21 protein-coding genes are annotated in these 21,914 nt (G+C 53.9%); 13 read left to right on the top strand and 8 right to left on the bottom strand.

The annotated features are described in order from the left end of the window. The first annotated feature begins 145 nt into the window (after positions 1-145). On the top strand, positions 146-892 hold the full coding sequence (gene phoC, locus HF650_RS10095; RefSeq protein ID WP_187802241.1) for an acid phosphatase PhoC: 747 nt from the start codon (positions 146-148) through the stop codon (positions 890-892). Between the two features lie 99 nt (positions 893-991). Here the strand turns inward: phoC and HF650_RS10090 are convergent, their stop codons facing one another. Continuing rightward, entirely contained in the window at positions 992-1,543 is a 552-nt protein-coding gene (locus tag HF650_RS10090) for an NAD(P)H nitroreductase (protein WP_187802240.1), read from the bottom strand. Positions 1,544-1,705: 162 nt separating this feature from the next. Here HF650_RS10090 and sppA point away from each other — a divergent pair, with 162 nt between their 5' ends. From sppA to pncA, 3 genes are all read left to right on the top strand, one after another. Then, the gene (sppA, locus tag HF650_RS10085) at positions 1,706-3,559 is read left to right on the top strand and encodes a signal peptide peptidase SppA (protein WP_187802239.1); all 1,854 of its coding nucleotides are present in this window, start codon (positions 1,706-1,708) and stop codon (positions 3,557-3,559) included. A 63-nt stretch (positions 3,560-3,622) separates the two neighbouring features. Further along, entirely contained in the window at positions 3,623-4,639 is a 1,017-nt protein-coding gene (ansA, locus tag HF650_RS10080) for an asparaginase (protein ID WP_187802238.1), read from the top strand. 10 nt (positions 4,640-4,649) lie between these two features. Continuing rightward, the gene (gene pncA / locus HF650_RS10075; protein ID WP_187802237.1) at positions 4,650-5,294 is read left to right on the top strand and encodes a bifunctional nicotinamidase/pyrazinamidase; all 645 of its coding nucleotides are present in this window, start codon (positions 4,650-4,652) and stop codon (positions 5,292-5,294) included. A gap of 508 nt (positions 5,295-5,802) precedes the next feature. Here pncA and HF650_RS10070 read toward each other — a convergent pair. Beyond that, positions 5,803-6,078 carry a YeaC family protein gene (locus HF650_RS10070; protein ID WP_187802236.1) on the bottom strand — a complete coding sequence of 92 codons (276 nt, stop codon included), beginning with the start codon at positions 6,076-6,078 and terminating at the stop codon, positions 5,803-5,805. Positions 6,079-6,116: 38 nt separating this feature from the next. Continuing rightward, positions 6,117-6,530: a peptide-methionine (R)-S-oxide reductase MsrB gene (gene msrB, locus HF650_RS10065; protein ID WP_187802235.1), complete on the bottom strand. Its 414-nt coding sequence runs from the start codon at positions 6,528-6,530 to the stop codon at positions 6,117-6,119. Positions 6,531-6,872: 342 nt separating this feature from the next. Between msrB and gapA the strand changes: the two genes are divergently transcribed. Further along, entirely contained in the window at positions 6,873-7,868 is a 996-nt protein-coding gene (gene gapA / locus HF650_RS10060; protein WP_023481291.1) for a glyceraldehyde-3-phosphate dehydrogenase, read from the top strand. Between the two features lie 74 nt (positions 7,869-7,942). Next, complete coding sequence (locus HF650_RS10055) at positions 7,943-8,827, top strand: D-hexose-6-phosphate mutarotase (RefSeq protein ID WP_187802234.1); 885 nt, start codon at positions 7,943-7,945, stop codon at positions 8,825-8,827. Between the two features lie 43 nt (positions 8,828-8,870). On the opposite strand, the gene HF650_RS10050 is transcribed toward HF650_RS10055, so the two are convergent. Then, complete coding sequence (locus HF650_RS10050; RefSeq protein ID WP_187802233.1) at positions 8,871-9,725, bottom strand: aldo/keto reductase; 855 nt, start codon at positions 9,723-9,725, stop codon at positions 8,871-8,873. 91 nt (positions 9,726-9,816) lie between these two features. After that, positions 9,817-10,563 (bottom strand): MipA/OmpV family protein, encoded by a 747-nt coding sequence (locus tag HF650_RS10045; RefSeq protein WP_023481831.1) that lies wholly within the window; start codon positions 10,561-10,563, stop codon positions 9,817-9,819. Positions 10,564-10,997: 434 nt separating this feature from the next. Between HF650_RS10045 and yeaG the strand changes: the two genes are divergently transcribed. After that, a complete protein-coding gene (gene yeaG, locus HF650_RS10040) occupies positions 10,998-12,932 on the top strand; it encodes a protein kinase YeaG (RefSeq protein ID WP_187802232.1) in 1,935 nt (644 codons plus the stop codon). Between the two features lie 68 nt (positions 12,933-13,000). Beyond that, positions 13,001-14,275, top strand: a complete 1,275-nt coding sequence (locus tag HF650_RS10035) for a YeaH/YhbH family protein (RefSeq protein ID WP_139567294.1) — start codon at positions 13,001-13,003, stop codon at positions 14,273-14,275. Positions 14,276-14,893: 618 nt separating this feature from the next. Here HF650_RS10035 and HF650_RS10030 read toward each other — a convergent pair. Beyond that, entirely contained in the window at positions 14,894-15,235 is a 342-nt protein-coding gene (locus HF650_RS10030) for a hypothetical protein (protein ID WP_187802231.1), read from the bottom strand. A 52-nt stretch (positions 15,236-15,287) separates the two neighbouring features. Continuing rightward, positions 15,288-15,824, bottom strand: a complete 537-nt coding sequence (locus HF650_RS10025; protein WP_223284296.1) for a hypothetical protein — start codon at positions 15,822-15,824, stop codon at positions 15,288-15,290. 448 nt (positions 15,825-16,272) lie between these two features. On the opposite strand from HF650_RS10025, the gene HF650_RS10020 reads away from it, so the two are divergent. The 5 genes from HF650_RS10020 (at position 16,273) to HF650_RS10000 (ending at position 21,379) form a co-directional block, all read left to right on the top strand. Continuing rightward, entirely contained in the window at positions 16,273-16,713 is a 441-nt protein-coding gene (locus tag HF650_RS10020) for a GNAT family N-acetyltransferase (protein ID WP_187802229.1), read from the top strand. A gap of 478 nt (positions 16,714-17,191) precedes the next feature. Beyond that, positions 17,192-18,736 (top strand): methyl-accepting chemotaxis protein, encoded by a 1,545-nt coding sequence (locus HF650_RS10015; RefSeq protein ID WP_187802228.1) that lies wholly within the window; start codon positions 17,192-17,194, stop codon positions 18,734-18,736. Between the two features lie 245 nt (positions 18,737-18,981). After that, positions 18,982-19,476: a MarR family transcriptional regulator gene (locus tag HF650_RS10010; RefSeq protein WP_187802227.1), complete on the top strand. Its 495-nt coding sequence runs from the start codon at positions 18,982-18,984 to the stop codon at positions 19,474-19,476. A gap of 104 nt (positions 19,477-19,580) precedes the next feature. Next, complete coding sequence (locus tag HF650_RS10005) at positions 19,581-19,784, top strand: hypothetical protein (protein ID WP_187802226.1); 204 nt, start codon at positions 19,581-19,583, stop codon at positions 19,782-19,784. A gap of 413 nt (positions 19,785-20,197) precedes the next feature. Next, on the top strand, positions 20,198-21,379 hold the full coding sequence (locus HF650_RS10000) for a PAS domain-containing methyl-accepting chemotaxis protein (protein ID WP_187802225.1): 1,182 nt from the start codon (positions 20,198-20,200) through the stop codon (positions 21,377-21,379). Between the two features lie 98 nt (positions 21,380-21,477). On the opposite strand, the gene HF650_RS09995 is transcribed toward HF650_RS10000, so the two are convergent. Continuing rightward, on the bottom strand, positions 21,478-21,804 hold the full coding sequence (locus HF650_RS09995) for a four-helix bundle copper-binding protein (protein ID WP_187802224.1): 327 nt from the start codon (positions 21,802-21,804) through the stop codon (positions 21,478-21,480). Positions 21,805-21,914: the final 110 nt, after the last annotated feature.

Raw genomic sequence — 21,914 nt, 5'->3', positions numbered from 1 at the left:
GGTTATCTTTTAAGCGCCCGTACCCGCTCAAAACGCTACAGCAAGCGTTTTGCGATTCACCGCAATGTTATTTCGCGCAAATTATGACAGAAATATGACAACAGCCACCTATGGCTGTTGCAGTCAAAAATTTAAGGAATCTCTAATGAAAAAAAGCTTTATTACGCTTTGCCTTGCGAGTTTACTTTCTGCCAATGCCTTTGCTCTTGTACCAGCGGGAAATGATGCCACCACCAAGCCCGATCTCTACTACCTGAAAAATGACCAGGCGATAGATAGTCTGGCGCTGCTGCCACCGCCGCCAGAAGTGGGTAGCATCGCCTTTTTGAACGATCAGGCGATGTATGAGCAGGGTCGTTTGCTGCGCAATACCGAGCGCGGCAAGCTTGCCGCCGAAGACGCCAACCTGAGCAGCGGCGGCGTTGCTAATGCCTTCTCCGGTGCGTTTGGTTCACCCATCACACAAAAAGATGCGCCGCAGCTGCACAAGCTGCTGACCAACATGATTGAAGATGCGGGCGATCTGGCGACGCGCGGCGCAAAACAGAAGTATATGCGCATCCGGCCTTTCGCCTTCTATAACGTGCCGACCTGCAACACCAAAGATCAGGATGAGCTGTCGAAGAATGGATCCTACCCGTCAGGCCATACGGCGATTGGTTGGGCCACGGCACTGGTGCTGGCGGAAGTTAATCCTCAGCGACAGAATGAGATCCTTAAGCGCGGCTTCGACCTGGGTCAAAGCCGTGTGATTTGCGGTTATCACTGGCAGAGCGACGTTGACGCGGCGCGCGTTGTCGGCTCGGCGGTCGTCGCCACGCTGCACACCAATCCGGCTTTCCAGCAGCAGTTGCAGAGAGCCAAAGAGGAGTTTGCCGCGAGTCATAAGTAACCCTGCTGCCGGATAACGGCAGCGTTTAATCCGGCCTGCAAAACCTGCGTGTTGGCCCAGGCCGGATTAGCACTCAGCGCCATCCGGCAAAAGCGACACTCAGAAGTGAGTAACGAACGGCGTATGGTCCGGCACGGTCACCGTGGTAGAGGCTTTCAGCTGCGGCGTGCCGAGATAGAGGAAGCCGACAACCTGATCCAGTTCACCGCAATTAAACGCCTGGCGAACCTCGGGGCTGTTGGTGAGCGGGCCAGTGCGCCAGATGCCGTTAAAGCCCTGCGCCAGCGCCGCCATCTGCATCGCCATCACCGCACATCCGGCGGAGAGCATCTGCTCCCACTGCGGCACTTTGTAATGCTGCTGGCATTTTGCCACCACGGTGATGATCATCGGGGCACGAAACGGCGAAGTGCGCGCTTTCTCAATGCCCTTTTCATCCAGCCCCGCGGCACGTGCCGCCTGCTCCATCGTCTGGCTAAAGCGCTCGCGCCCTTGCCCCTCAATCACAAAAAAGTGCCACGGCTGGAGCGTGCCGTGGTCTGGCGCACGCATGCCAGCGCGCAGAATGTTATCCAGCTGTTCGCCTTCCGGAGCCGGTTCGGCCAGGCGAGAAGCACTGCGTCGGTTGACGAGAAGTTCAAGTGCGTCCATTAGTTAACCTCTTGTTGTGAAATTTGTTCATAAAATTAACATGGGCGTAGAAATTGTTACAGCGCCGGAGGCGATTCCTGCTGACAAGAGGCAGCGGGATAATTAGGATAACCACACTTTGCCGCTCGGGCAGCGGCGGCCATTAACTCGCAGGGAGAATACATGCAAATCCTTTGGCGCATTATTGCCGGTTTTTTTAAGTGGTGCTGGCGATTGCTGAACTTTACCCGCAACCTGGTGATGAACGTTATTTTCATTCTGTTGATCTTAGTGGCAGTCGGCGTATGGATGCAGGTGAGCGACAGCAAAGCGGAGCGCAGCGGGCGCGGCGCGCTGCTGCTGGATATCTCCGGCGTGGTGGTCGATAAAACCTCCGCCAGCGGTCGCCTCGGCGCACTGGGTCGCCAGCTGTTCGGCGCCAGCTCCGATCGGCTGCAGGAGAACTCACTCTTCGATATCGTCGAAACCATTCGTCAGGCGCGGCAGGATCGCAACATCACCGGCATTGTGCTCGATCTGAAGAATTTCGCCGGGGCCGATCAGCCTTCAATGCAGTACATCGGTAAAGCGCTGCGCGAGTTCCGCGACAGCGGCAAACCGGTCTACGCGGTGGGTGATAACTACAGCCAGGGTCAGTACTACCTTGCGAGCTTCGCCAATAAGATCTGGCTCTCACCGCAGGGCGTGGTCGATCTGCATGGTTTCGCAACCAACGGCCTTTACTACAAAGCGCTGCTCGACAAACTGAAAGTGACGACCCACGTCTTCCGCGTCGGCACTTACAAATCCGCCGTTGAGCCATTCATTCGCGACGATATGTCGCCTGCCGCGCGCGAAGCGGACAGCCGCTGGATCGGTGAGCTGTGGCAAAACTATCTCAATACCGTGGCAGCTAACCGCCAGATCACTGCCCAGCAGGTCTTCCCTGGCGCACAGGCGATGCTTGATGGCCTGCGTAAAGTGGACGGTGATACAGCGAAATATGCGCTGGATAATAAACTGGTTGATGAGCTGGGCTCTGCCGCCGACGCTGAAAAAGCGATGGTGAAACAGTTTGGCTGGAGCGAGGCAGATAAAAACTTCCGCGCCATCAGCTTCTATGACTATCAAACCAAAACGCCAGCCGATGTGGGCGGAACTGTGGCGGTGATCTTCGCTAACGGCGCCATCATGGATGGCGAAGAGACGCCGGGGAACGTGGGTGGCGATACCACCGCCGCGCAGATCCGCGATGCGCGTCTGGATGATAAGGTCAAAGCCATTGTGTTGCGTGTCAACAGCCCGGGCGGCAGCGTCAGCGCCTCCGAAGTGATCCGTGCAGAACTGGCTGCGGCCCGCGCGGCAGGCAAACCGGTTGTCGTCTCGATGGGCGGCATGGCAGCCTCTGGCGGGTATTGGATCTCGACGCCAGCCAACTACATTGTGGCCAACCCGAGCACCCTGACCGGCTCCATCGGCATCTTTGGCGTAATTAATACGCTGGAGAACAGCCTCGACAGCATCGGTGTGCATACGGATGGTGTTGCCACCTCGCCGCTGGCGGATGTGAGCATGACCAAAGCGCTGCCTGATGAAGTTCAGCAGATGATGCAGTTGAGCATTGAGAATGGCTATAAGCGCTTTATTACGCTGGTGGCGAAGTCGCGCAACAGCACGCCTGAGCAGGTGGATAAAATCGCACAGGGCCACGTCTGGACCGGCCAGGATGCGAAAAACAACGGTCTGGTCGATGCGCTGGGTGACTTCGATGACGCGATTGCTAAAGCCGCAGAGCTGGCGAAGCTGAAACAGTGGCATGTTGATTACTACGAAGAGGAGCCAGGCTTACTGGACCGCGTAGTCGACAGCATGACCGGTTCGGTGCGCGCCATGCTGCCGCAGGCGCTGCAGGCTTACCTGCCTGCGCCGCTGGCCAGCGCAGCGCAGGAAGTGAAAGCCGAGACGGATAAACTGGCAGTATTTAACGATCCACAGAACCGTTATGCGCTGTGCCTGAACTGCGCTACCGTTCGCTAATTTTTCCTTACGCATCCCCTCCGCCGGAGGGGATTTTTTTGATTCAGTCAGAACCTACTTACCATGCAAAAAAAATCCATTTACGTAGCCTACACGGGCGGCACCATCGGCATGCAGCGTTCAGAGCATGGCTATGTGCCGGTTTCCGGTCATCTGCAGCGCCAACTGGCGCTGATGCCAGAGTTCCATCGCCCGGAGATGCCAGATTTCACCATCCATGAATATGCCCCGCTGATGGACTCTTCTGATATGACGCCGGAAGACTGGCAGCATATTGCTGATGATGTGAAAGCGCACTATGACGAGTATGACGGTTTCGTGATCCTGCACGGCACCGACACTATGGCCTACACCGCGTCTGCGCTCTCATTTATGCTGGAAAACCTCGGCAAGCCGGTTATTGTGACAGGGTCACAAATTCCGCTGGCGGAGCTGCGCTCCGACGGGCAAATCAACCTGCTTAACGCCCTCTATGTGGCGGCGAACTTCCCGATTAACGAAGTGACCCTCTTCTTCAACAACCGTCTCTACCGCGGTAACCGCACCACTAAAGCGCATGCGGATGGTTTTGATGCTTTCGCCTCGCCCAACCTTACGCCGCTGCTGGAAGCGGGTATCCATATTCGCCGCCTCGGTACGCCGCCTGCGCCGAGCACCGTGGGCGAACTGATCGTTCATCCGATCACGCCGCAACCGATTGGCGTGGTGACGATATACCCCGGGATCTCTGCCGATGTGGTACGTAACTTCCTGCTGCAGCCGGTAAAAGCACTGATCCTGCGTTCATATGGCGTGGGTAATGCGCCGCAAAACCGCGAGTTCCTTAAAGCCCTGCAAGAAGCGAGCGAGCGCGGCATCGTGGTCGTGAACCTGACGCAGTGCATGTCCGGCAAGGTCAATATGGGCGGTTATGCCACCGGTAACGCCCTCGCCCACGCGGGCGTGATTGGCGGTGCGGATATGACGGTCGAGGCGACGCTGACTAAACTGCACTATCTGTTAAGTCAGGATCTGGACGCGAATGCGATCCGCACCGCGATGACACAAAACCTGCGCGGTGAACTGACCCCGGACGAGTAAGGAGTTAACGATGAAAGCACGCGCTCTGCTGCTGGTCGATCTGCAAAACGATTTCTGTGCCGGTGGCGCGCTGGCCGTCGCGGGCGGCGACAGCACCGTGGATGTGGCCAACACGCTGATACCGTGGTTTAAAAGCCGCGGCGAGCCGGTGCTCACCAGTATGGACTGGCATCCGGCGAATCACGGCAGCTTCGCCAGCCAGCACGGCGTAGAGCCGTTTGTCACCGGCGAACTGGAGGGGTTGGCGCAGACCTTCTGGCCCGTTCACTGTGTGCAAGGGAGCGAAGGCGCGGCGCTGCATCCGCTGCTCGATCAGCAGTCCATCGACGCGGTGTTCCACAAAGGGGAAAACCCGCTTATCGACAGTTACAGCGCCTTTTTCGATAACGGTCACCGTCAGCAGACAGCGCTGCATGGCTGGTTGCAGGCGCATGGCATCCGCGAGCTGGTGGTGATGGGTTTAGCCACCGATTATTGCGTGAAGTTTACGGTGCAGGATGCGCTGCAGCTTGGGTATGAAGTGAGTGTCATTACCGACGGTTGTCGCGGCGTTAACCTGCATGCTGACGACAGCGCACAGGCATTTATGACAATGGCAAGCGAGGGCGCCACGCTCTATACGCTGGCGGACTGGCTGGAAACGCAGGGGGCGTGATTGCCTGATGGCGCTGCGCTTATCAGGCCTACAAAAGCGTGAAATCCTGTAGGCCGGATAAGGCGTTTATGCCGCCATCCGGCAAACCGCTCCTGATCCGAAAACCTGCCTGATGGCGCTTCGCTTATCAGGCCTACAAAAGCGTGAAATCCTGTAGACCGGATAAGGCATTTATGCCGCCATCCGGCAAACCGCTCCTGATCCGAAAACCTGCCTGATGGCGCTGCGCTTATCAGGCCTACAAAAACGTGAAATCCTGTAGGCCGGATAAGGCATTTATGCCGCCATCCGGCAAACCGCACCTGATTCGAAAACCTGCCTGATGGCGCTGCGCTTATCAGGCCTACAAAAGCGTGAAATCTTGTAGGCCGGATAAGGCATTTATGCCGCCATCCGGCAAACCGCACCAGATTCGAAAACCTGCCTGATGGCGCTGCGCTTATCAGGCCTGCAAAGCTTGTCACTCCGTGGGCCGGATAAGGCGTTTACACCCTCATCCGGCAGATCGTCAGGATTTGAAGGTGGCGATCGGTTTGGGGGTGATGCCAAACTCCTCTTTCAGCTGCTGTTTGCTCTTCATCACCATCTGCCCGTTGGTATCGATGGTCATATGCTGCGCCTGTACGTTATTGCGTGCCTGCCAGAGCATCACCAGTTGCAGACTGTTCTCTTTCTGCTCCGGTGTTAGCGCCACACCATCAGGCCATTTTCCCAGCTCAACTGCCGTCGACAGGCGCTTGTAGATCTCGGGCGTCATGTTGCTCACGATCTCATCAATATTCATCTTACTCTGCTCTCTGGAATAATAGCTGAATCGATTTTTCAACCGCGAGTCTGGTCGCCATTCTCTTCATCGGTGAAGCTCAATGAGGCGGAATTGACGCAATAACGCTCGCCGGTTGGCTGCGGACCGTCCGGGAACACGTGCCCCAGATGCGCGTCGCACTTGCCGCAGCGGATTTCCACGCGCTGCATGCCGTGGGAGTAATCATTGATATAACGAATCGCCTCTTCGCTCACCGGCTCATAAAAGCTTGGCCAGCCGCAGCCAGAATCATACTTGGTCTCGGCGCTGAACAGCGCGGCATCGCACACCAGGCAGTGGTAGACGCCATCGCGCTTGTTGTGCAGCAGTCGTCCGCTAAAGGGCGGCTCGGTGCCATGATTTTGCGTTACGTAGAACTGCATTTCGGTCAGATCGTTCTTCAGATCGTCCCGGGAAGAATTGTTGGTCATTTGTTTACATCTCGCGGTCATGATTCGACAACTTATCATCCTGATTCTAACAAAACATTAACACTCAGGGCTCGACTTTTGTTCTAAACTTAGCAGTTGCGATAAAGCAGCCAGGGAATTGTGATGAGTCTCACACTTTTATCTCGAGTGGCCTTTAAAATCTTTGGCGGCACCCCATATGGGGAAGATGCTCAAAGGGAAAGTGAGATTAATCAGTCTGACCACGGACATGCGGATGATTGATTTGTCGCAATGATTGACACGATTCCGCTTGACGCTGCGTAAGGTTTTTGTAATTTTACAGCCAACCTTTTATTCACTAACAAATAGCTGGTGGAATATATGACTATCAAAGTAGGTATCAACGGTTTTGGCCGTATCGGTCGCATTGTTTTCCGTGCTGCTCAAGAGCGTTCTGACATCGAAATCGTTGGGATCAACGATCTGTTAGATGCGGATTACATGGCGTACATGCTGAAGTACGACTCCACTCACGGTCGTTTCAACGGCACCGTTGAAGTGAAAGACGGCCACCTGGTTGTCAACGGCAAAACCATCCGTGTTACTGCTGAGAAAGACCCGGCTAACCTGAAGTGGAACGAAATCGGCGTTGACGTTGTTGCTGAAGCTACCGGTATCTTCCTGACCGACGAAACTGCTCGTAAGCACATCACTGCCGGCGCGAAAAAAGTTGTACTGACTGGTCCGTCCAAAGACAACACCCCGATGTTCGTGCGTGGCGCTAACTTCGAGAAATATGCAGGCCAGGACATCGTGTCCAACGCTTCCTGCACCACTAACTGCCTGGCTCCGCTGGCGAAAGTTATCAACGACAACTTCGGCATCATCGAAGGTCTGATGACTACCGTTCACGCGACCACCGCTACTCAGAAAACCGTTGATGGCCCGTCTCACAAAGACTGGCGCGGCGGCCGCGGCGCAGCTCAGAACATCATCCCGTCCTCTACCGGCGCTGCTAAAGCAGTAGGTAAAGTTCTGCCGGAACTGAACGGCAAACTGACCGGTATGGCGTTCCGCGTTCCGACTCCGAACGTATCCGTTGTTGACCTGACCGTTCGTCTGGAAAAAGCAGCGTCCTACGAAGAGATCAAGAAAGCCATCAAAGCCGCTTCTGAAGGCGAAATGAAAGGCGTTCTGGGTTACACCGAAGACGACGTTGTTTCTACCGACTTCAACGGCGAAGTCTGCACTTCCGTGTTCGATGCTAAAGCAGGTATCGCACTGAACGACAACTTCGTGAAACTGGTCTCCTGGTACGACAACGAAACCGGCTACTCTAACAAAGTTCTGGATCTGATCGCTCACATCTCCAAATAAGTTGAGATGGTAAGCTTTCTGAAAGGGCGACTTCGGTCGCTCTTTTTTTGTTTTGAAGACAGAGGATTGCGTTAATGATTACTAAAATTTTTGCACTTCCGGTAGTCGAACAAATCACGCCGACGCTCTCGCGCCGCACGCTGGATGAACTCGACGTACTGGTTGTCGACCATCCGCAGGTGAAAGCCGCGTTTGCTTACCAGGGCGCACATCTGCTGTGCTGGAAACCGAAGGGTGAAGAAGAGGTGCTGTGGCTGAGCGGCAATACGCCGTTTAAAGAGGGTGTGGCGATCCGCGGCGGCGTGCCGATTTGCTGGCCGTGGTTTGGCCCGGCGAAGGAACAGGGGCTGCCAGCGCACGGTTTTGCCCGCAACCTGCCGTGGGCACTGCAGGCGCATAATGAAGATGAGGGCAGCGTAGTACTGACCTTCGAACTGCAGAGCAGCGACGCGTCACGCCAGCACTGGCCGCACGACTTCACTCTCTATGCCCGCTTCAAGCTGGCGGCAACCTGCGAAATGGAGCTGGAAGCGCACGGTGAGTTCGAAACCACCTCGGCACTGCACACCTACTTCAACGTTGGCGATATTGCGGATGTTAAAGTGAGCGGCCTCGGCGATCGCTATATCGATAAAGTGAACGACGCCAAAGAGGATGTACTGACCGACGGCGTGCAGACCTTCGCGGATCGCGTCGACCGTGTCTACCTCAACGCCGAGGGTTGCAGCCTGATCCACGACGCGAAGCTGAAGCGCGCGATTGAAGTGACCCATCACCACAACGCCAACGTCGTTGCCTGGAACCCGGGCCCGGCGCTCTCCGTCAGCATGGCCGACATGCCGGATGATGGCTATAAAACCTTTGTCTGCGTCGAGTCGGTCAATGCGACCGTGGCGCAGAAAGCGAGCGAAGAGAAACCTTCCCGCCTTGCGCAGAGCATCCGCGTCGTTAAACGCTGATCGCCCTGCCCCCCTCTCCCGTCGGGAGAGGGAGTCGCCTCTCTTACACCACATCAAGCGGGGTTTTCCCCTTCGGCGCCGGAAACGCCGCGTCCAGCTGGTGCATTTCCTCATCACTGAGCACAATAGTGAGCGCCGCGGCATTCTCTTCCACATGCTTAATGCTCGATGCTTTCGGAATCGCCATCACGCCCTGATGATGGATCACCCACGCCAGTAAGATTTGTGCCGCGCTAGCGCGATGCGCTTCGGCTATGTGCTGCACCACGCTGTTTTCCATCAGCCCGTCGCGCAGACGCCCGGCCTGCGCCAGCGGGCAGTAGGCCATCACCGGCATCGCCTGCTGCTGGCACCACGGCAGCAGATCGTATTCAATACCGCGCGAAGCCAGGTGATAGAGCACCTGATTGGTCGTGCAAGCATCGCCACCGCTTACCTGCATCAACTCCTGCATGTCGCTGTAATCGAGATTGGAGACGCCCCAGCGGCGAATTTTTCCCTGCCGGATAAGCTTTTCCATCACTTCAACGGTTTCCGCCAGGGAATAGTTACCGCGCCAGTGCAGCAGATAGAGATCGAGCGCGTCGGTTTTCAGCCGTCGCAGGCTCGCTTCGCAGGCGGCAATCGCTTTCTCCCCGCCCGCGTTCCACGGGTAGACTTTGGAAACCAGAAATACCTTGTCGCGAAGCCCGCCCCGCAGCGCCTCGCCGACCACCTCTTCTGCCGCGCCATCGGCGTACATCTCTGCGGTGTCGATAAGCGTCAGGCCCAGATCGATGCCCGCCCGTAGGGCAGAAACTTCCTGCTGCCGGGAACGGGCGTTTTCACCCATATACCACGTGCCCTGCCCGATAGCGGGCAGTACCTTGCCACCGAGACGTATCGTTTTCTCTGTCATCTTCTCCTCCTGCGTTGAACGCACCACCATAAAACAAAACAGGGCCATAGGCCCTGTTGGAATGCACAACATGCACTTTCTAAGTGCACAATCAGAAGCGGTAGGTCACACCCGTTGAGAGCAGACCGGACCAGGATTTATCCACCATCGGGCTATCTTTAATCTCATCAGAGAGATGCGAGTAGCGGCCGGTGCCGTAAACGCTCCAGTTGTCGGCGAAACGGTAGCTGACAGTCAGCTCAAGGTACGGGTCCCAGCTGCTGTCTGGATCGTAGCTCGACAGCCCGCTGCGGCGCGATTCTGAACGCGATACGCCGTAGTAGTATTCGTTCTGGTTATCGCTGCTCCACTCGACGCCGATACCCGGCGTCACGGTCAGACCGCCATTGGTATAGTTGTAGAGCCAGGCCAGATCCCACACCACGCCGTTGCTGTTATCCAGCACGTCACCGGCAAGGGTGGTGCGCAGGAAACCATACTGCGTGTTATGGATATAGCTTAAACCGGCCATTGCTGTCGATTTGCGGCGATCCAGCTGGCGCAGCTGAATGTTGTCGCTATCTTTCGGCTTGAACTGCCAGGGCGAATAGAATGCCATCACCGACAGTTTGTCCGCTTCATCATTCCATAAGTAGTAACCGCCGCCGATGCCGCGGAACCAGAAGTCATCGCTCTCATAGGTGACAACCGGAAGCGGCGTGACGCGCGTGTCATACTCCTTATAAGGAGACTCCATCACGCCCACGCCCGCGCCGAGAGAAAAATTGCTTTCTGCATTGGCCGCGCAGGCAGAGATCGCCGTCACTACGCCCAGTGCCAGGAGTTTGAATTTGGTCACAGTCCTTTCTTTCCTGTTCGTCAAATAATTGGCGGATGAAGTGTAGTCGCCCCGCGCACCCTGCCCAACTCTTTTTATCTGAAGATTACAAAAAATTAACTTTCTACTCTGAAGCTCAGTTATGACGAGCTCATTACAGCGTTATGAAACAATGATGAAAGCGCTAGGCCGGGCTTATGAGAAAAACAGGAATTTTAGGATGAGTTATTGATATGCCATTGAAATTGGTTTTCAGGCGCATGCAAGATTTGCAAAGCCTTCTACGCTTAAATTAAGAAGATGATTTACCTGATCCGCGCTCAGTTGTTGGCATGCAACCTGGCACAAGGGTTGCTCGGTGACTCAAAGCGTCGTTCAGCTAACGCTTCCGGGAGCCTCCATTACTCATACGAACGGCTCTTAACCTGTGCTAAAAAACGAAAGGACGGCATGCCATGAATATATTCGATCACTATCGCCAGCGCTATGAAGCTGCCAAGGACGAAGAGTTCACACTGCAGGAGTTTCTTGCCATCTGTAAGCAAGATCGCAGTGCCTATGCTAACGCGGCAGAACGGCTATTGATGGCCATTGGTGAGCCCGTGATGGTTGACACCGCTCAGGAGCCACGGCTTTCCCGTCTCTTTTCGAACCGGGTTATCGGACGCTACCCGGCGTTTGAAGAGTTCTATGGTATGGAAGAAGCTATCGAGCAGATTGTCTCCTACCTCAAGCACGCCGCGCAGGGGCTTGAAGAGAAGAAACAGATCCTCTATCTGCTCGGCCCGGTCGGCGGCGGTAAATCCTCGCTGGCTGAACGCCTGAAATCCTTAATGCAGCGCGTGCCCATCTACGTGCTGAGCGCCAACGGCGAGCGCAGCCCGGTCAATGACCATCCGCTCTGCCTGTTTAACCCGCAGGAAGATGCGCAGATCCTCGAAAAAGAGTACAACGTGCCGCGCCGCTATCTCGGCACCATTATGTCGCCGTGGGCGGCAAAACGGTTACATGAGTTTGGCGGCGATATCAGTAAATTCCGCGTCGTCAAAGTGTGGCCGTCGATCCTGGAGCAGATTGCCATCGCCAAAACCGAACCGGGTGATGAGAACAACCAGGATATCTCCGCGCTGGTGGGTAAAGTCGACATCCGTAAACTGGAAAACCACGCGCAAAACGACCCGGACGCCTACGGTTACTCCGGCGCGCTCTGCCGTGCCAACCAGGGGGTGATGGAGTTCGTCGAGATGTTTAAAGCGCCGATCAAGGTGCTGCACCCGCTGCTGACCGCCACCCAGGAGGGGAACTACAACGGCACCGAGGGGATCTCCGCCCTGCCGTTTAATGGCATTATCCTCGCCCACTCCAACGAATCGGAATGGGTGCAGTTCCGTAACAATAAAAACAACGAGGCGTTCCTTGACCGTGTTTACATCGTCAAGGTGCCGTACTGCCTGCGCATCTCGGAAGAGATGAAGATTTACGAAAAACTGCTCAATCACTCTGAGCTCTCCCACGCGCCGTGTGCGCCGGGAACACTGGAAACGCTTGCGCGCTTCTCGATTCTGTCGCGCCTGAAAGAGCCGGAAAACTCCAGCATCTACTCTAAAATGCGCGTCTACGACGGTGAAAGCCTGAAAGATACCGATCCGAAAGCGAAATCGTACCAGGAGTATCGTGATTACGCGGGGGTCGATGAAGGGATGAACGGCCTTTCGACGCGTTTCGCCTTTAAGATCCTCTCGCGGGTATTCAACTTCGACCATGTGGAAGTGGCGGCCAACCCGGTGCATCTTTTCTATGTGCTGGAGCAGCAGATTGAGCGCGAACAGTTCCCGCAGGAGCAGGCCGAGCGCTACCTTGAGTTCCTCAAAGGCTACCTGATCCCGAAATACGCCGAGTTTATCGGGAAAGAGATCCAGACCGCCTATCTCGAATCCTACTCGGAGTATGGACAGAACATTTTCGACCGTTATGTCACCTACGCCGATTTCTGGATCCAGGATCAGGAGTATCGCGATCCCGATACCGGCCAGCTCTTTGACCGTGAGTCCCTTAATGCGGAGCTGGAGAAGATTGAGAAACCGGCCGGGATCAGTAACCCGAAAGATTTCCGTAACGAGATTGTCAACTTCGTACTGCGCGCCCGCGCCAATAATAGCGGACGCAACCCGAACTGGACCAGTTACGAAAAACTGCGCACGGTTATTGAGAAAAAGATGTTCTCCAATACCGAGGAGCTGCTGCCGGTCATTTCATTTAACGCCAAGACCTCGACCGACGAGCAGAAAAAACATGATGACTTTGTCGACCGCATGATGGAGAAAGGCTATACCCGCAAGCAGGTGCGCCTGCTGTGCGAATGGTATCTGCGGGTTCGTAAATCCTCATAACAGCACCACCCCGGCCGCGCCCCGTGCGCGGTCTGTTGCAAAGTTGGCATACGCAGCGGGAGGGAACTATGACCTGGTTCATTGACCGGCGTCTGAACGGCAAAAACAAGAGCGCGGTGAACCGCCAGCGCTTCTTGCGCCGTTACAAAGCGCAAATAAAGCAGTCCATCTCCGGGGCGATCAATAAACGATCGGTCACGGATGTCGAGAGCGGCGAGTCTGTCTCCATCCCGACGGAAGATATTAGCGAACCGATGTTCCACCAGGGGCGCGGCGGCTTACGCCATCGCGTTCACCCGGGGAACGACCATTTTGTACCCAACGATCGCATCGAGCGTCCGCAGGGCGGCGGTGGTGGTGGTGGCAGCGGCCAGGGCGATGCCAGCCAGGATGGTGAAGGCCAGGATGAGTTTGTTTTTCAGATCTCGAAAGATGAGTACCTCGATCTGCTGTTTGAAGATCTCGCTCTGCCAAACCTGCAAAAAAACCAGCAGCGGCAGATGAATGAGTACAAAACGCACCGCGCCGGGTATACCGCCAACGGTGTGCCGGCCAATATCAGCGTCGTGCGATCGCTGCAAAACTCCCTCGCCCGCCGCACGGCGATGACGGCCGGCAAGCGCCGCGAACTGCGCGAGCTGGAGAGCAATCTGGAGACCGTCGCCAAAAGCGAGCCGGCGCAACTGCTCGAGGAGGAGCGTCTGCGCAAAGAGATTGCCGAGCTACGGGCGAAAATCGAGCGCGTGCCCTTTATCGACACTTTCGACTTACGCTACAAGAACTACGAAAAACGCCCGGAGCCCTCCAGCCAGGCGGTGATGTTCTGCCTGATGGACGTTTCCGGCTCGATGGACCAGGCCACCAAAGATATGGCCAAGCGGTTCTATATCCTGCTCTATCTCTTCCTGAGCCGGACCTATAAAAACGTGGAAGTGGTCTATATCCGCCACCACACGCAGGCGAAAGAGGTGGATGAGCATGAGTTCTTCTACTCACAGGAGACGGGCGGCACTATTGTCTCCAGCGCCCTGAAACTGATGGATGAGGTGGTAAAAGCGCGCTACGACCCAGGCCAGTGGAATATCTACGCCGCACAGGCTTCTGATGGCGACAACTGGGCGGATGATTCCCCACTGTGTCACGAAATCCTGGCGAAGAAGATCCTGCCGGTGGTGCGTTACTACAGCTATATTGAGATTACACGGCGGGCGCACCAGACGCTGTGGCGCGAGTATGAACATCTGCAAACGATGTTTGATAACTTCGCTATCCAGCATATCCGCGACCAGGATGATATCTACCCGGTGTTCCGCGAATTGTTCCATAAGCAAAATGCAAATTAAGAGTTAATTCACATACAAATCAGCTAGTTAACTTAAGGTTGCTGGCTGATTTTCACATTTTCAAGCCCCAGAACGCCTTCGAAAGTTTGCTATGAGAGAGTAACGGTCGTCAAAATGATTGCGACAGGAAGACTCTGCCAAAATAAATATAACATCTCGCTGGGGAGCTAAGCATTATCTGTAGCTGGCGTAAACTGGTGAAAAACAGAGTCCACTGTCCTTCATTCGAATATCGCAAGCACGAGTAACGCAATGCAGCAGAGCTGCCCTCGACAGGAGACGTCCTGTAGTAAAGCATGGTGTAACCTCGGCATTTCGGTGAGCAGGAAATGGCTGCTAATAATAGGCGATGCCGTTTTCTCGCTTAACAACGCTGTGATAGTCTCTGGACGATCAACCATCTCGCCTGAGCAGGTGATTTCACGGAATTCAAGCTAGATAAGCCTCTTCAAGCCACTCCCGATCGTTGCGCCTGCCGCAATGAAGGCTACATTCAAGCAACCTTAGCTTTTCCTGGAGCACTTTGCTCATTTTCAAGTGAGCATGCCGGATTAGATCTTTGAACATAACATCCCGCCAGCGAACTGTAGCCAAGCGGGAATCTGATAGTAGGTTTAGCTAAGCATTCTCTGTCTCTAACACTCCGCCAAACATGCGCATATTGTTAAGTTCCTCGATGCTATAAGCCTTAGAAACCCATTGTTTATCAAACACTTCCACACCAAACTTTTCATGGTTTATCCCGTTTATTGCCATGACAAAGCCATTTGGTAGTTCAACCTGATAGTTAGGCCTAACACCATTGCCTGACATCCCGATGCGGATGAAAATGTTTTTATCATTCGCTTTTACATCGGAAGGGCTTATTTTGGCCCCAGCTAGCGCCCGTGCTTTTGACTTCATTTTTTCGAAGTGATCCAACGGAATATCGCGGAAATTACCGTTCCATGCCTTCTCCATACAGCCTCCAACCAATTTACACGATGCTACCAAGCCAAAAAGAAATGTGTGATTACGCTCGAATAATTATCTCAATACTTTCTTCAGAAACCTCATACTTTTTAGATAAAAGTCTCTTTGCTTGCTGAATGGAGATTCCATCTGGATAAGATTCTTCTTTTTGTAGAATTTTTGGATATTTGACATCAACATCTGGCATTTCATTGAAACTTAGATCATTTTCATCGATACCTAAATCAGTTAATGATGAATAAGCAACGGGGTTTCTTGCTCCATCCCACATGTTAGGATATGCAACCTTTGCATACTCACTAACTTTAATCAGCCACCTTGTAGGACGTGAGCCATCCCAATCGGGGGAAACGACCACATCGGAAATTTTGCCGATGAAAAATGCGTTCTTATGAGGATCAGAAACACTCCCCCAGTCATCATTATGATTATCAGCAGGATCTCTGTTCTGTACACAAACGACATACTTGCAGCGAGAGGCGCGCTTCTCGCTTAGAACCCATGAGCCAGAGCCTCCATCGCTTAACAAACGGTCAAAACCACGTGCGGTAAAAACCACTACAGCCGAATCATTCATGTGCATCTCCTTTGAAGGTATGTGGCACATTATATAGAACATAAATACTAAGTCAACAAAAGTATTCAAATGTATAGCAAAGTATTTCTAAAAGTGGAACGGCCACTCTCTTAACGAAGCTGAATATTGTTATCATTAAACGTAAAAATTCTGCACGCCCCCGTGTGATCCTCTCAGCACGATTTTGAAATCGGCACGCCGTTTCTGGCACCAATAATTTCATTCGGTCATTACATCAAAGGCCATAACCTATTAAGCCCGCTTATTAGGCTGCGCTGTAATATTCGATAGCCTGGGGCAGCGTTCTACTGCCTTTCAGGGTAAAGAGGATTCCCCGAAGAGCCATTTAGCCCGCCCTTGCGCATAGAACAGGTACTAATCCCAGGGGGTATGTTGTTCAGTGAAAAATGAATATCTTCATCGAAATCGAAATAAGGAAATGATCATAATGATTTCAATTAGGGCAGCGGAACTCCAAGATATTCCATCGTTAAAGCGACTTTTCTTGCAGTTGGGCTACAACACAGACGGCGCAAGCTTAGAACACCGTATCCGTGAACAGCATGACACGCTGTGTACTTTAGTCGCCGAATCAGAGAAAGAGGTTTGTGGCGTTATTGTCATAAACTTCATTATGCCTGTTCATGAAAATAACTTATGGGCATTAATTTCAGCACTGGTCATAGATGAGTCGTCACGTGGGACGGGGATAGGTCAGCAGCTTCTTATCGCTGCTGAACGCATTGCGGCCATGAGGAATTGTTCTCAAATTGAGCTTTCAAGCAGTGAAAAAAGAGTTAAAGCGCACAAGTTTTATGTAAATAACGGATATAAGGAAGTAAGAAAGCGCTTCGTAAAACTCCTTACCGATCTGCCCCCACTTAAGTAAACCCCCGACAGTGTCAGCAAAGTCTGCGTAGGGCATATCGCAGAACGTTGTCATCGAAGATGATTTATTTTTGCCACTCCCTTCTGGCAGCTGCACCCATCTTGCCAAATCTCATCGAGACAGCGCGTGGCCGCGCAGCTCACGCATCGCTCTTCCAAACCACAATGAAATGCTTTTTGATAAAGCAGAGATCGCGGTCAGCCAGATCCAGTGCGGCTCTGATAACCGATTTGCTTCGAATTTTTTGATATAAACGCATGAAATCATCATTTCAATCAACCCCTTATAGGTAAACAACTGGCTCTTTCCCTGCCTCATAACGCAGTAACTTAGCTTATTTAACCACCCTCCATATTCGCAAAACCCACAATTAATTAACGCACGACACAATTGAACACATTTTGATTGATTTCAACTCTAATGGTTTCTCAGGCCCCTGCCGATAGTGTTCCACACCAAAATTGTGATGAGAAAACCGATGAAAATTTCTACACGTCTGAGCGTAGGGTTTGGCTTGATTATTGTCTTATTTATCCTGTGTGTCGCAACCGCGTTGCAGGGCCTGTGGCATGCGCGGGATAGCATGAACGACACAGTAAATTCAAAAATGAAGCGCTATGACCTGGTGCTGGATATGCGCAGCAACGTGCGCGATATGGCCATCGCCGTGCGTAACCTGGCGCTGCTGACGGACCCGGTGCAGATGCAGCCGGAGTGGAAGCGGCTGAACGATCAGCGCGACCTTTATATCCATAACCGTGAACTGCTGGCACAGAGCATGGCGTCGAACGTCTCCGATGAGGGCAAAGCAGCGCTTTCACGAATTGTTGACGCCGAGCCTGCGGCTCTTTCCACACTCATGGAGGCGGGAAAACTGGGGCTGTCGAACCGTCAGGAGGAGACCACTACCTACCTGATGAACACCGCCCGCCCGGCGCAAAAAGCGCTGCTGGATGCCCTTAATGCGCTGACGGATGTGCAGATGAAGTTAAGCCGCGATACGCTGGCAGAGAATGGTGAAAATATCTCCCGTACGGCAGTGATCCTGATGGGGCTGGCGGTGCTGTCGATCTTGCTGGCCGTGGCGACCTGTATGGTTACGGTGCGCGTGTTAATGCGCCAACTCGGTGGTGAACCCGCACAAGCGCAGACGCTTGCCGCCGCCATTGCCGGAGGCGATCTCAGCTCGCCGGTGACGCTGCGTCGCAACGATACCAGTAGCCTGCTGGCCTCTCTTGCCGGGATGCAGTCCAATCTGCGCAGCCTGGTTTCTGATATCCGCGATGCTTCCGTCTCGGTGGCGTCGGCGGCAGACGAGATCTCACAGGGTAACACCGAGCTCTCCTCTCGTACTGAGCAGCAGGCCGCTGCCCTGCAGGAGACCGCCGCCAGCATGGAGCAGTTGACAGCCACGGTAAAAAGCAATGCCGACGGCGCGCGCCACACCGCTGATACCGCCCGCACCACCGCCACGCTTGCCCTCACTGGCGGTGAAGAGCTTGAGCGTATGTCGCAGACCATGAACGCTATTTCTCAGAGCGCAGTAAAAGTGCGCGAGATCACCAGCGTGATCGAGGGCATCGCCTTCCAGACGAATATCCTGGCGCTGAACGCTGCGGTCGAAGCGGCCCGCGCCGGTGAGCAGGGACGAGGATTCGCCGTGGTGGCAGGCGAAGTGAGAACCCTGGCGCAGCGCAGTGCGAGTGCGGCGCTGGATATCAAAACGCTGATCGAACAGGCGGTCGCGCAGGTGGAAGATGGCGTAGCTGAGGCAGCAGATACCGGTGACAATATCCTGAAAGTTGTCGGCATGGTGGGCGATCTGGCCGACGCAATGGATGATATCTCCCTCTCCTCCTCTGAGCAGATGCAGGGTATCAGCCAGGTCAGCCTGGCAGTCAGTCAGATGGACGGCGTAACACAGAACAATGCGGCGCTGGTGGAAGAGTCATCCAGTGCATCGCAGTCGCTCTCTGCCCAGGCGCATGCCCTGCGAGGTATGGTCGACACCTTCCGCCTCTAATTTTCCACACTGCGCCGCCTGACAAGAGTGTCAGGCGGCGCATTTTACCGCAGATTCATAGATCTGCCTTAATTAGGTTGACGTCAACATAATTAAACTCAATACTTCGACCTATAACTAACGCGCAGGCCCTCTTTTCCTCTTCTTCTGCGCTTTTTTAATCCGAGCGTAAACGTGCCGGCCTCCCTGAATCCGTTGCCACTATTCAGAGAGAACTCTATCTTTCCAACAGGCCCGAACTGCTTATGTGTATCGACGTAAATAACGACAGTGATAAGAGCGATGATCTGCCGGCTCCGGGCGATGCACCGGTGACCGTAGATCAGTTTCTCTGCTTCGCGCTCTACTCCGCCTCACTGGCGATGACCCGGCTTTATCAGTCAAGGCTGAAACCGCTCGGGTTGACCTACCCGCAATATCTGGTGCTGCTGGCCCTGTGGGAGAGAGATAACGTGACGGTGTCGGAAGTGGGCACCCGTGTCCAGCTCGACTCCGGTACGCTGAGCCAGCTCCTGAAACGGCTTGAGGCTTCCGGTCTGGTCTGCAGAAAGCGCGATACGCAAGGCGACGAACGTCGGGTGCTCATTACCCTCACCGAAAAAGGGCAGCAGTTGAAGATCGACGCCGCTGGCGTCCCCGCCGATATGATCTCGGTAATGGATACACCGTTTGCTGAGTTATCTGACCTTGCAACCCGCGTTAGCGAGCTGCGTGAAAAACTTTTAAAAGCTCTGCCATAACACATTTTTTCATGCCTCAGGCGAGGCGACCAGTGACTGCGCGTTCGCACAGCCGCGGCGCACAGATGAGTCATTAACTGGATTAGCACCCCGAGGAACAGAGCATGAAATTTTCCCACTCAGGCGACAAAGAGGCCGTCCATGCCGTGATAGGCAATGCGGCACAAGCGTTGCTCCGCGCGGGGCGCACCTTAAGCAAGGGTAATATTCTGGCGCACCTGATCGCCTGCGAACATGAAGCGGTCGGTGCCGCGAAGGCGATTTATGCCCAAGCCATTGCGCTGCTGCAGCCGAGAAAACACTCATGACGCGTCCTGCGGAGCAATCACTGCCTGATACGACACCGTTACCAGGCCTGAAGAGGCGCGGGCTGGCCTGCGAGAAAGATTTATAATATTGGGAAAGCTTATACAGCAAGGGCCAGGCAGAATTAACATTATAAAAAGTGAGCCTATAAAGGGATTCGCTATGAACCCATTAAAATATCACTTTTTCTCCCTCTTTAACTCCAAGGCTTTTGTCATATTTAGCAGATAAATCCTCCGTGCTACGCTTCGCTTTATGCCTTCTTCTGCCCCATCATGCAGCAAACACGTCTTCTGAGAAAAATTTATTTATTCATTAATAAAACTCAATGATTCTTCACTGGAATTTGACGGATTTATGCCGATAAACCGTTGCTGGCTTAATTTAAGCCGCATTCATCTTACCAGGAGAAAAAATGTTTCAAAATTTATTTAAAAAAAAATCTGCGAAAGAGCAGATACCTTCACCTGTCATCGCGGAACCCGTAAGAGAAGTGCGGCAGGTTGATCGTAGCGATGCCATCCTGTTGAAAAGTCTCATGCAACTCAGCAAAGAGGGCGTCTGGTATGTCGAGGCACCGGATCTGCAGAGTGATTCGCCTGCCTGGTTCTCACAGGAAGCGCGTCGGCTTTTAGGCGTGTCGGCACAGTCGGCGCCAGGGCTGGCATCGCTGATCCAGATGGTTCATCCAGATTTCAGAGATGCATTCCGGAGTTTTATTCGCTATGCCTTGAGTCACGGCGGTGTTGAGAAACCCCTGCAGTGCCGAATCAAAACGGATGCCACTACTTATCAGTGGTTTCGTATACGCGCGTTATACAACACTGAGTTTACCCCGCCACGTTTAGTGGGCGTGATTGAGAATAGCGAAGAGGAAACGACTCAGGCACGCTTGTTCGATATCGTTTCTACACGCTTTGACCTGTCGCGAGAGATGCTGAACGACGGGCTCTGGGATCTGGATATCATCGGTGGAAACCCGTTAAACCCGGATAACGTCTTCTGGTGGTCACCCCAGTTTAGAAAGCTGTTGGGCTTTGAAACTATCGAAGAGTTTCCGGATGTCATGGAGAGCTGGGCGTCACGCCTGCACCCGGAAGATAAACAGGCGGCACTCGATGCCTTCGTCAGCCATCTGATGGATTTAAGCGGTAAAACGCCGTTTGATATTGAATATCGCCTTAAGCTGCGCAGTGGCGAATATCGCTGGTTCCAGGCACGTGGTCAGACAAAACGTGCGGCAGATGGCACACCGCTACGTGCTGTCGGCGCACTTATAGATATCCAGGGTCGCAAAGATCGGTTAGTGCATGAGCAGAGCGAAGTAAGGCGCAATATTCAGACGGCTGAAACCGCAAAGGAGATCGCCGAACTGGTCTCTGAAAACGGCAGTATTGCGGCGCAGATTAAGCTTATTTCCCTGAACGCCAGCATTGAAGCCGCACGAGCAGGTATCCATGGCCGGGGGTTCTCCGTTATCGCCAGTGCTATCAGGGGGCTGGCAGAAAGAACGGCGGATATTACCGGACAGATCTCACGCCTGCAGATGCGCATAAGGGATTCTGCTGCCGCAACTGAAAAACCGCGCGATCGTTAAGCCTCATCGGGGGTTAATGATTAGCCCCGCCCGCAGCACCTGGCTTGCAACGCGGCCAGGTGCAATCCGGGGCGGCAAACGTTGCCTACCGGCCAGTCTCAGGCGGTCATCTGCATACAAACTTCGGCGCAGCGGCGGCACTGCCCGGCGCAGTGCTGGCAATGATCATGTTGATGCTTCGAGCACTCTTCGGCACAGGCCCGGCAGACATCCGCGCAGATACGGCACACCTGCTGCGCATGTTCACTCTCAAGGCTTAATAACTGCGCGGTAACGCGGCAGAGCGCGGCACACTCCATATCGGTTTTGATGCACGCTCTCATCATCTCGAGGTGCGGCTCCTGCAGACAGGAGACCGCACAGCGATCGCAGGCTTCGGCGCATTGATAGCAGGCATCAATGCAGGCCTGATATTCTTTGCTCATAGTCACACTCCCCATGTGGATAAAGTGAATCTCTAAGTCTAGTTAACCCATCTGAGATCGCCATTTTTGCTCAGCATGCACCTAAGATGCCGTCACATAAGCGAAATTTG

This window comes from Kosakonia sp. SMBL-WEM22 (assembly GCF_014490785.1).
Lineage (GTDB): Bacteria > Pseudomonadota > Gammaproteobacteria > Enterobacterales > Enterobacteriaceae > Kosakonia.
The sequence above is the reverse complement of the archived record's forward strand: the minus strand, read 5'-3'. Positions and strand labels throughout refer to the sequence as shown.

What these genes read in the sequence shown, in the direction of transcription:
- HF650_RS10005 (WP_187802226.1), top strand. Translation starts at nt 19,581, where the DNA reads ATGAAATTTTCCCACTCAGGCGACAAAGAGGCCGTCCATGCCGTGATA.
- yeaG (WP_187802232.1), top strand. Translation starts at nt 10,998, where the DNA reads ATGAATATATTCGATCACTATCGCCAGCGCTATGAAGCTGCCAAGGAC.
- ansA (WP_187802238.1), top strand. Translation starts at nt 3,623, where the DNA reads ATGCAAAAAAAATCCATTTACGTAGCCTACACGGGCGGCACCATCGGC.
- HF650_RS09995 (WP_187802224.1), bottom strand. Translation starts at nt 21,804, where the DNA reads ATGAGCAAAGAATATCAGGCCTGCATTGATGCCTGCTATCAATGCGCC.
- sppA (WP_187802239.1), top strand. Translation starts at nt 1,706, where the DNA reads ATGCAAATCCTTTGGCGCATTATTGCCGGTTTTTTTAAGTGGTGCTGG.
- HF650_RS10050 (WP_187802233.1), bottom strand. Translation starts at nt 9,725, where the DNA reads ATGACAGAGAAAACGATACGTCTCGGTGGCAAGGTACTGCCCGCTATC.
- HF650_RS10030 (WP_187802231.1), bottom strand. Translation starts at nt 15,235, where the DNA reads ATGGAGAAGGCATGGAACGGTAATTTCCGCGATATTCCGTTGGATCAC.
- HF650_RS10015 (WP_187802228.1), top strand. Translation starts at nt 17,192, where the DNA reads ATGAAAATTTCTACACGTCTGAGCGTAGGGTTTGGCTTGATTATTGTC.
- HF650_RS10010 (WP_187802227.1), top strand. Translation starts at nt 18,982, where the DNA reads ATGTGTATCGACGTAAATAACGACAGTGATAAGAGCGATGATCTGCCG.
- pncA (WP_187802237.1), top strand. Translation starts at nt 4,650, where the DNA reads ATGAAAGCACGCGCTCTGCTGCTGGTCGATCTGCAAAACGATTTCTGT.
- HF650_RS10090 (WP_187802240.1), bottom strand. Translation starts at nt 1,543, where the DNA reads ATGGACGCACTTGAACTTCTCGTCAACCGACGCAGTGCTTCTCGCCTG.
- HF650_RS10035 (WP_139567294.1), top strand. Translation starts at nt 13,001, where the DNA reads ATGACCTGGTTCATTGACCGGCGTCTGAACGGCAAAAACAAGAGCGCG.
- msrB (WP_187802235.1), bottom strand. Translation starts at nt 6,530, where the DNA reads ATGACCAACAATTCTTCCCGGGACGATCTGAAGAACGATCTGACCGAA.
- phoC (WP_187802241.1), top strand. Translation starts at nt 146, where the DNA reads ATGAAAAAAAGCTTTATTACGCTTTGCCTTGCGAGTTTACTTTCTGCC.
- HF650_RS10025 (WP_223284296.1), bottom strand. Translation starts at nt 15,824, where the DNA reads ATGAATGATTCGGCTGTAGTGGTTTTTACCGCACGTGGTTTTGACCGT.
- HF650_RS10070 (WP_187802236.1), bottom strand. Translation starts at nt 6,078, where the DNA reads ATGAATATTGATGAGATCGTGAGCAACATGACGCCCGAGATCTACAAG.
- HF650_RS10055 (WP_187802234.1), top strand. Translation starts at nt 7,943, where the DNA reads ATGATTACTAAAATTTTTGCACTTCCGGTAGTCGAACAAATCACGCCG.
- gapA (WP_023481291.1), top strand. Translation starts at nt 6,873, where the DNA reads ATGACTATCAAAGTAGGTATCAACGGTTTTGGCCGTATCGGTCGCATT.
- HF650_RS10020 (WP_187802229.1), top strand. Translation starts at nt 16,273, where the DNA reads ATGATTTCAATTAGGGCAGCGGAACTCCAAGATATTCCATCGTTAAAG.
- HF650_RS10000 (WP_187802225.1), top strand. Translation starts at nt 20,198, where the DNA reads ATGTTTCAAAATTTATTTAAAAAAAAATCTGCGAAAGAGCAGATACCT.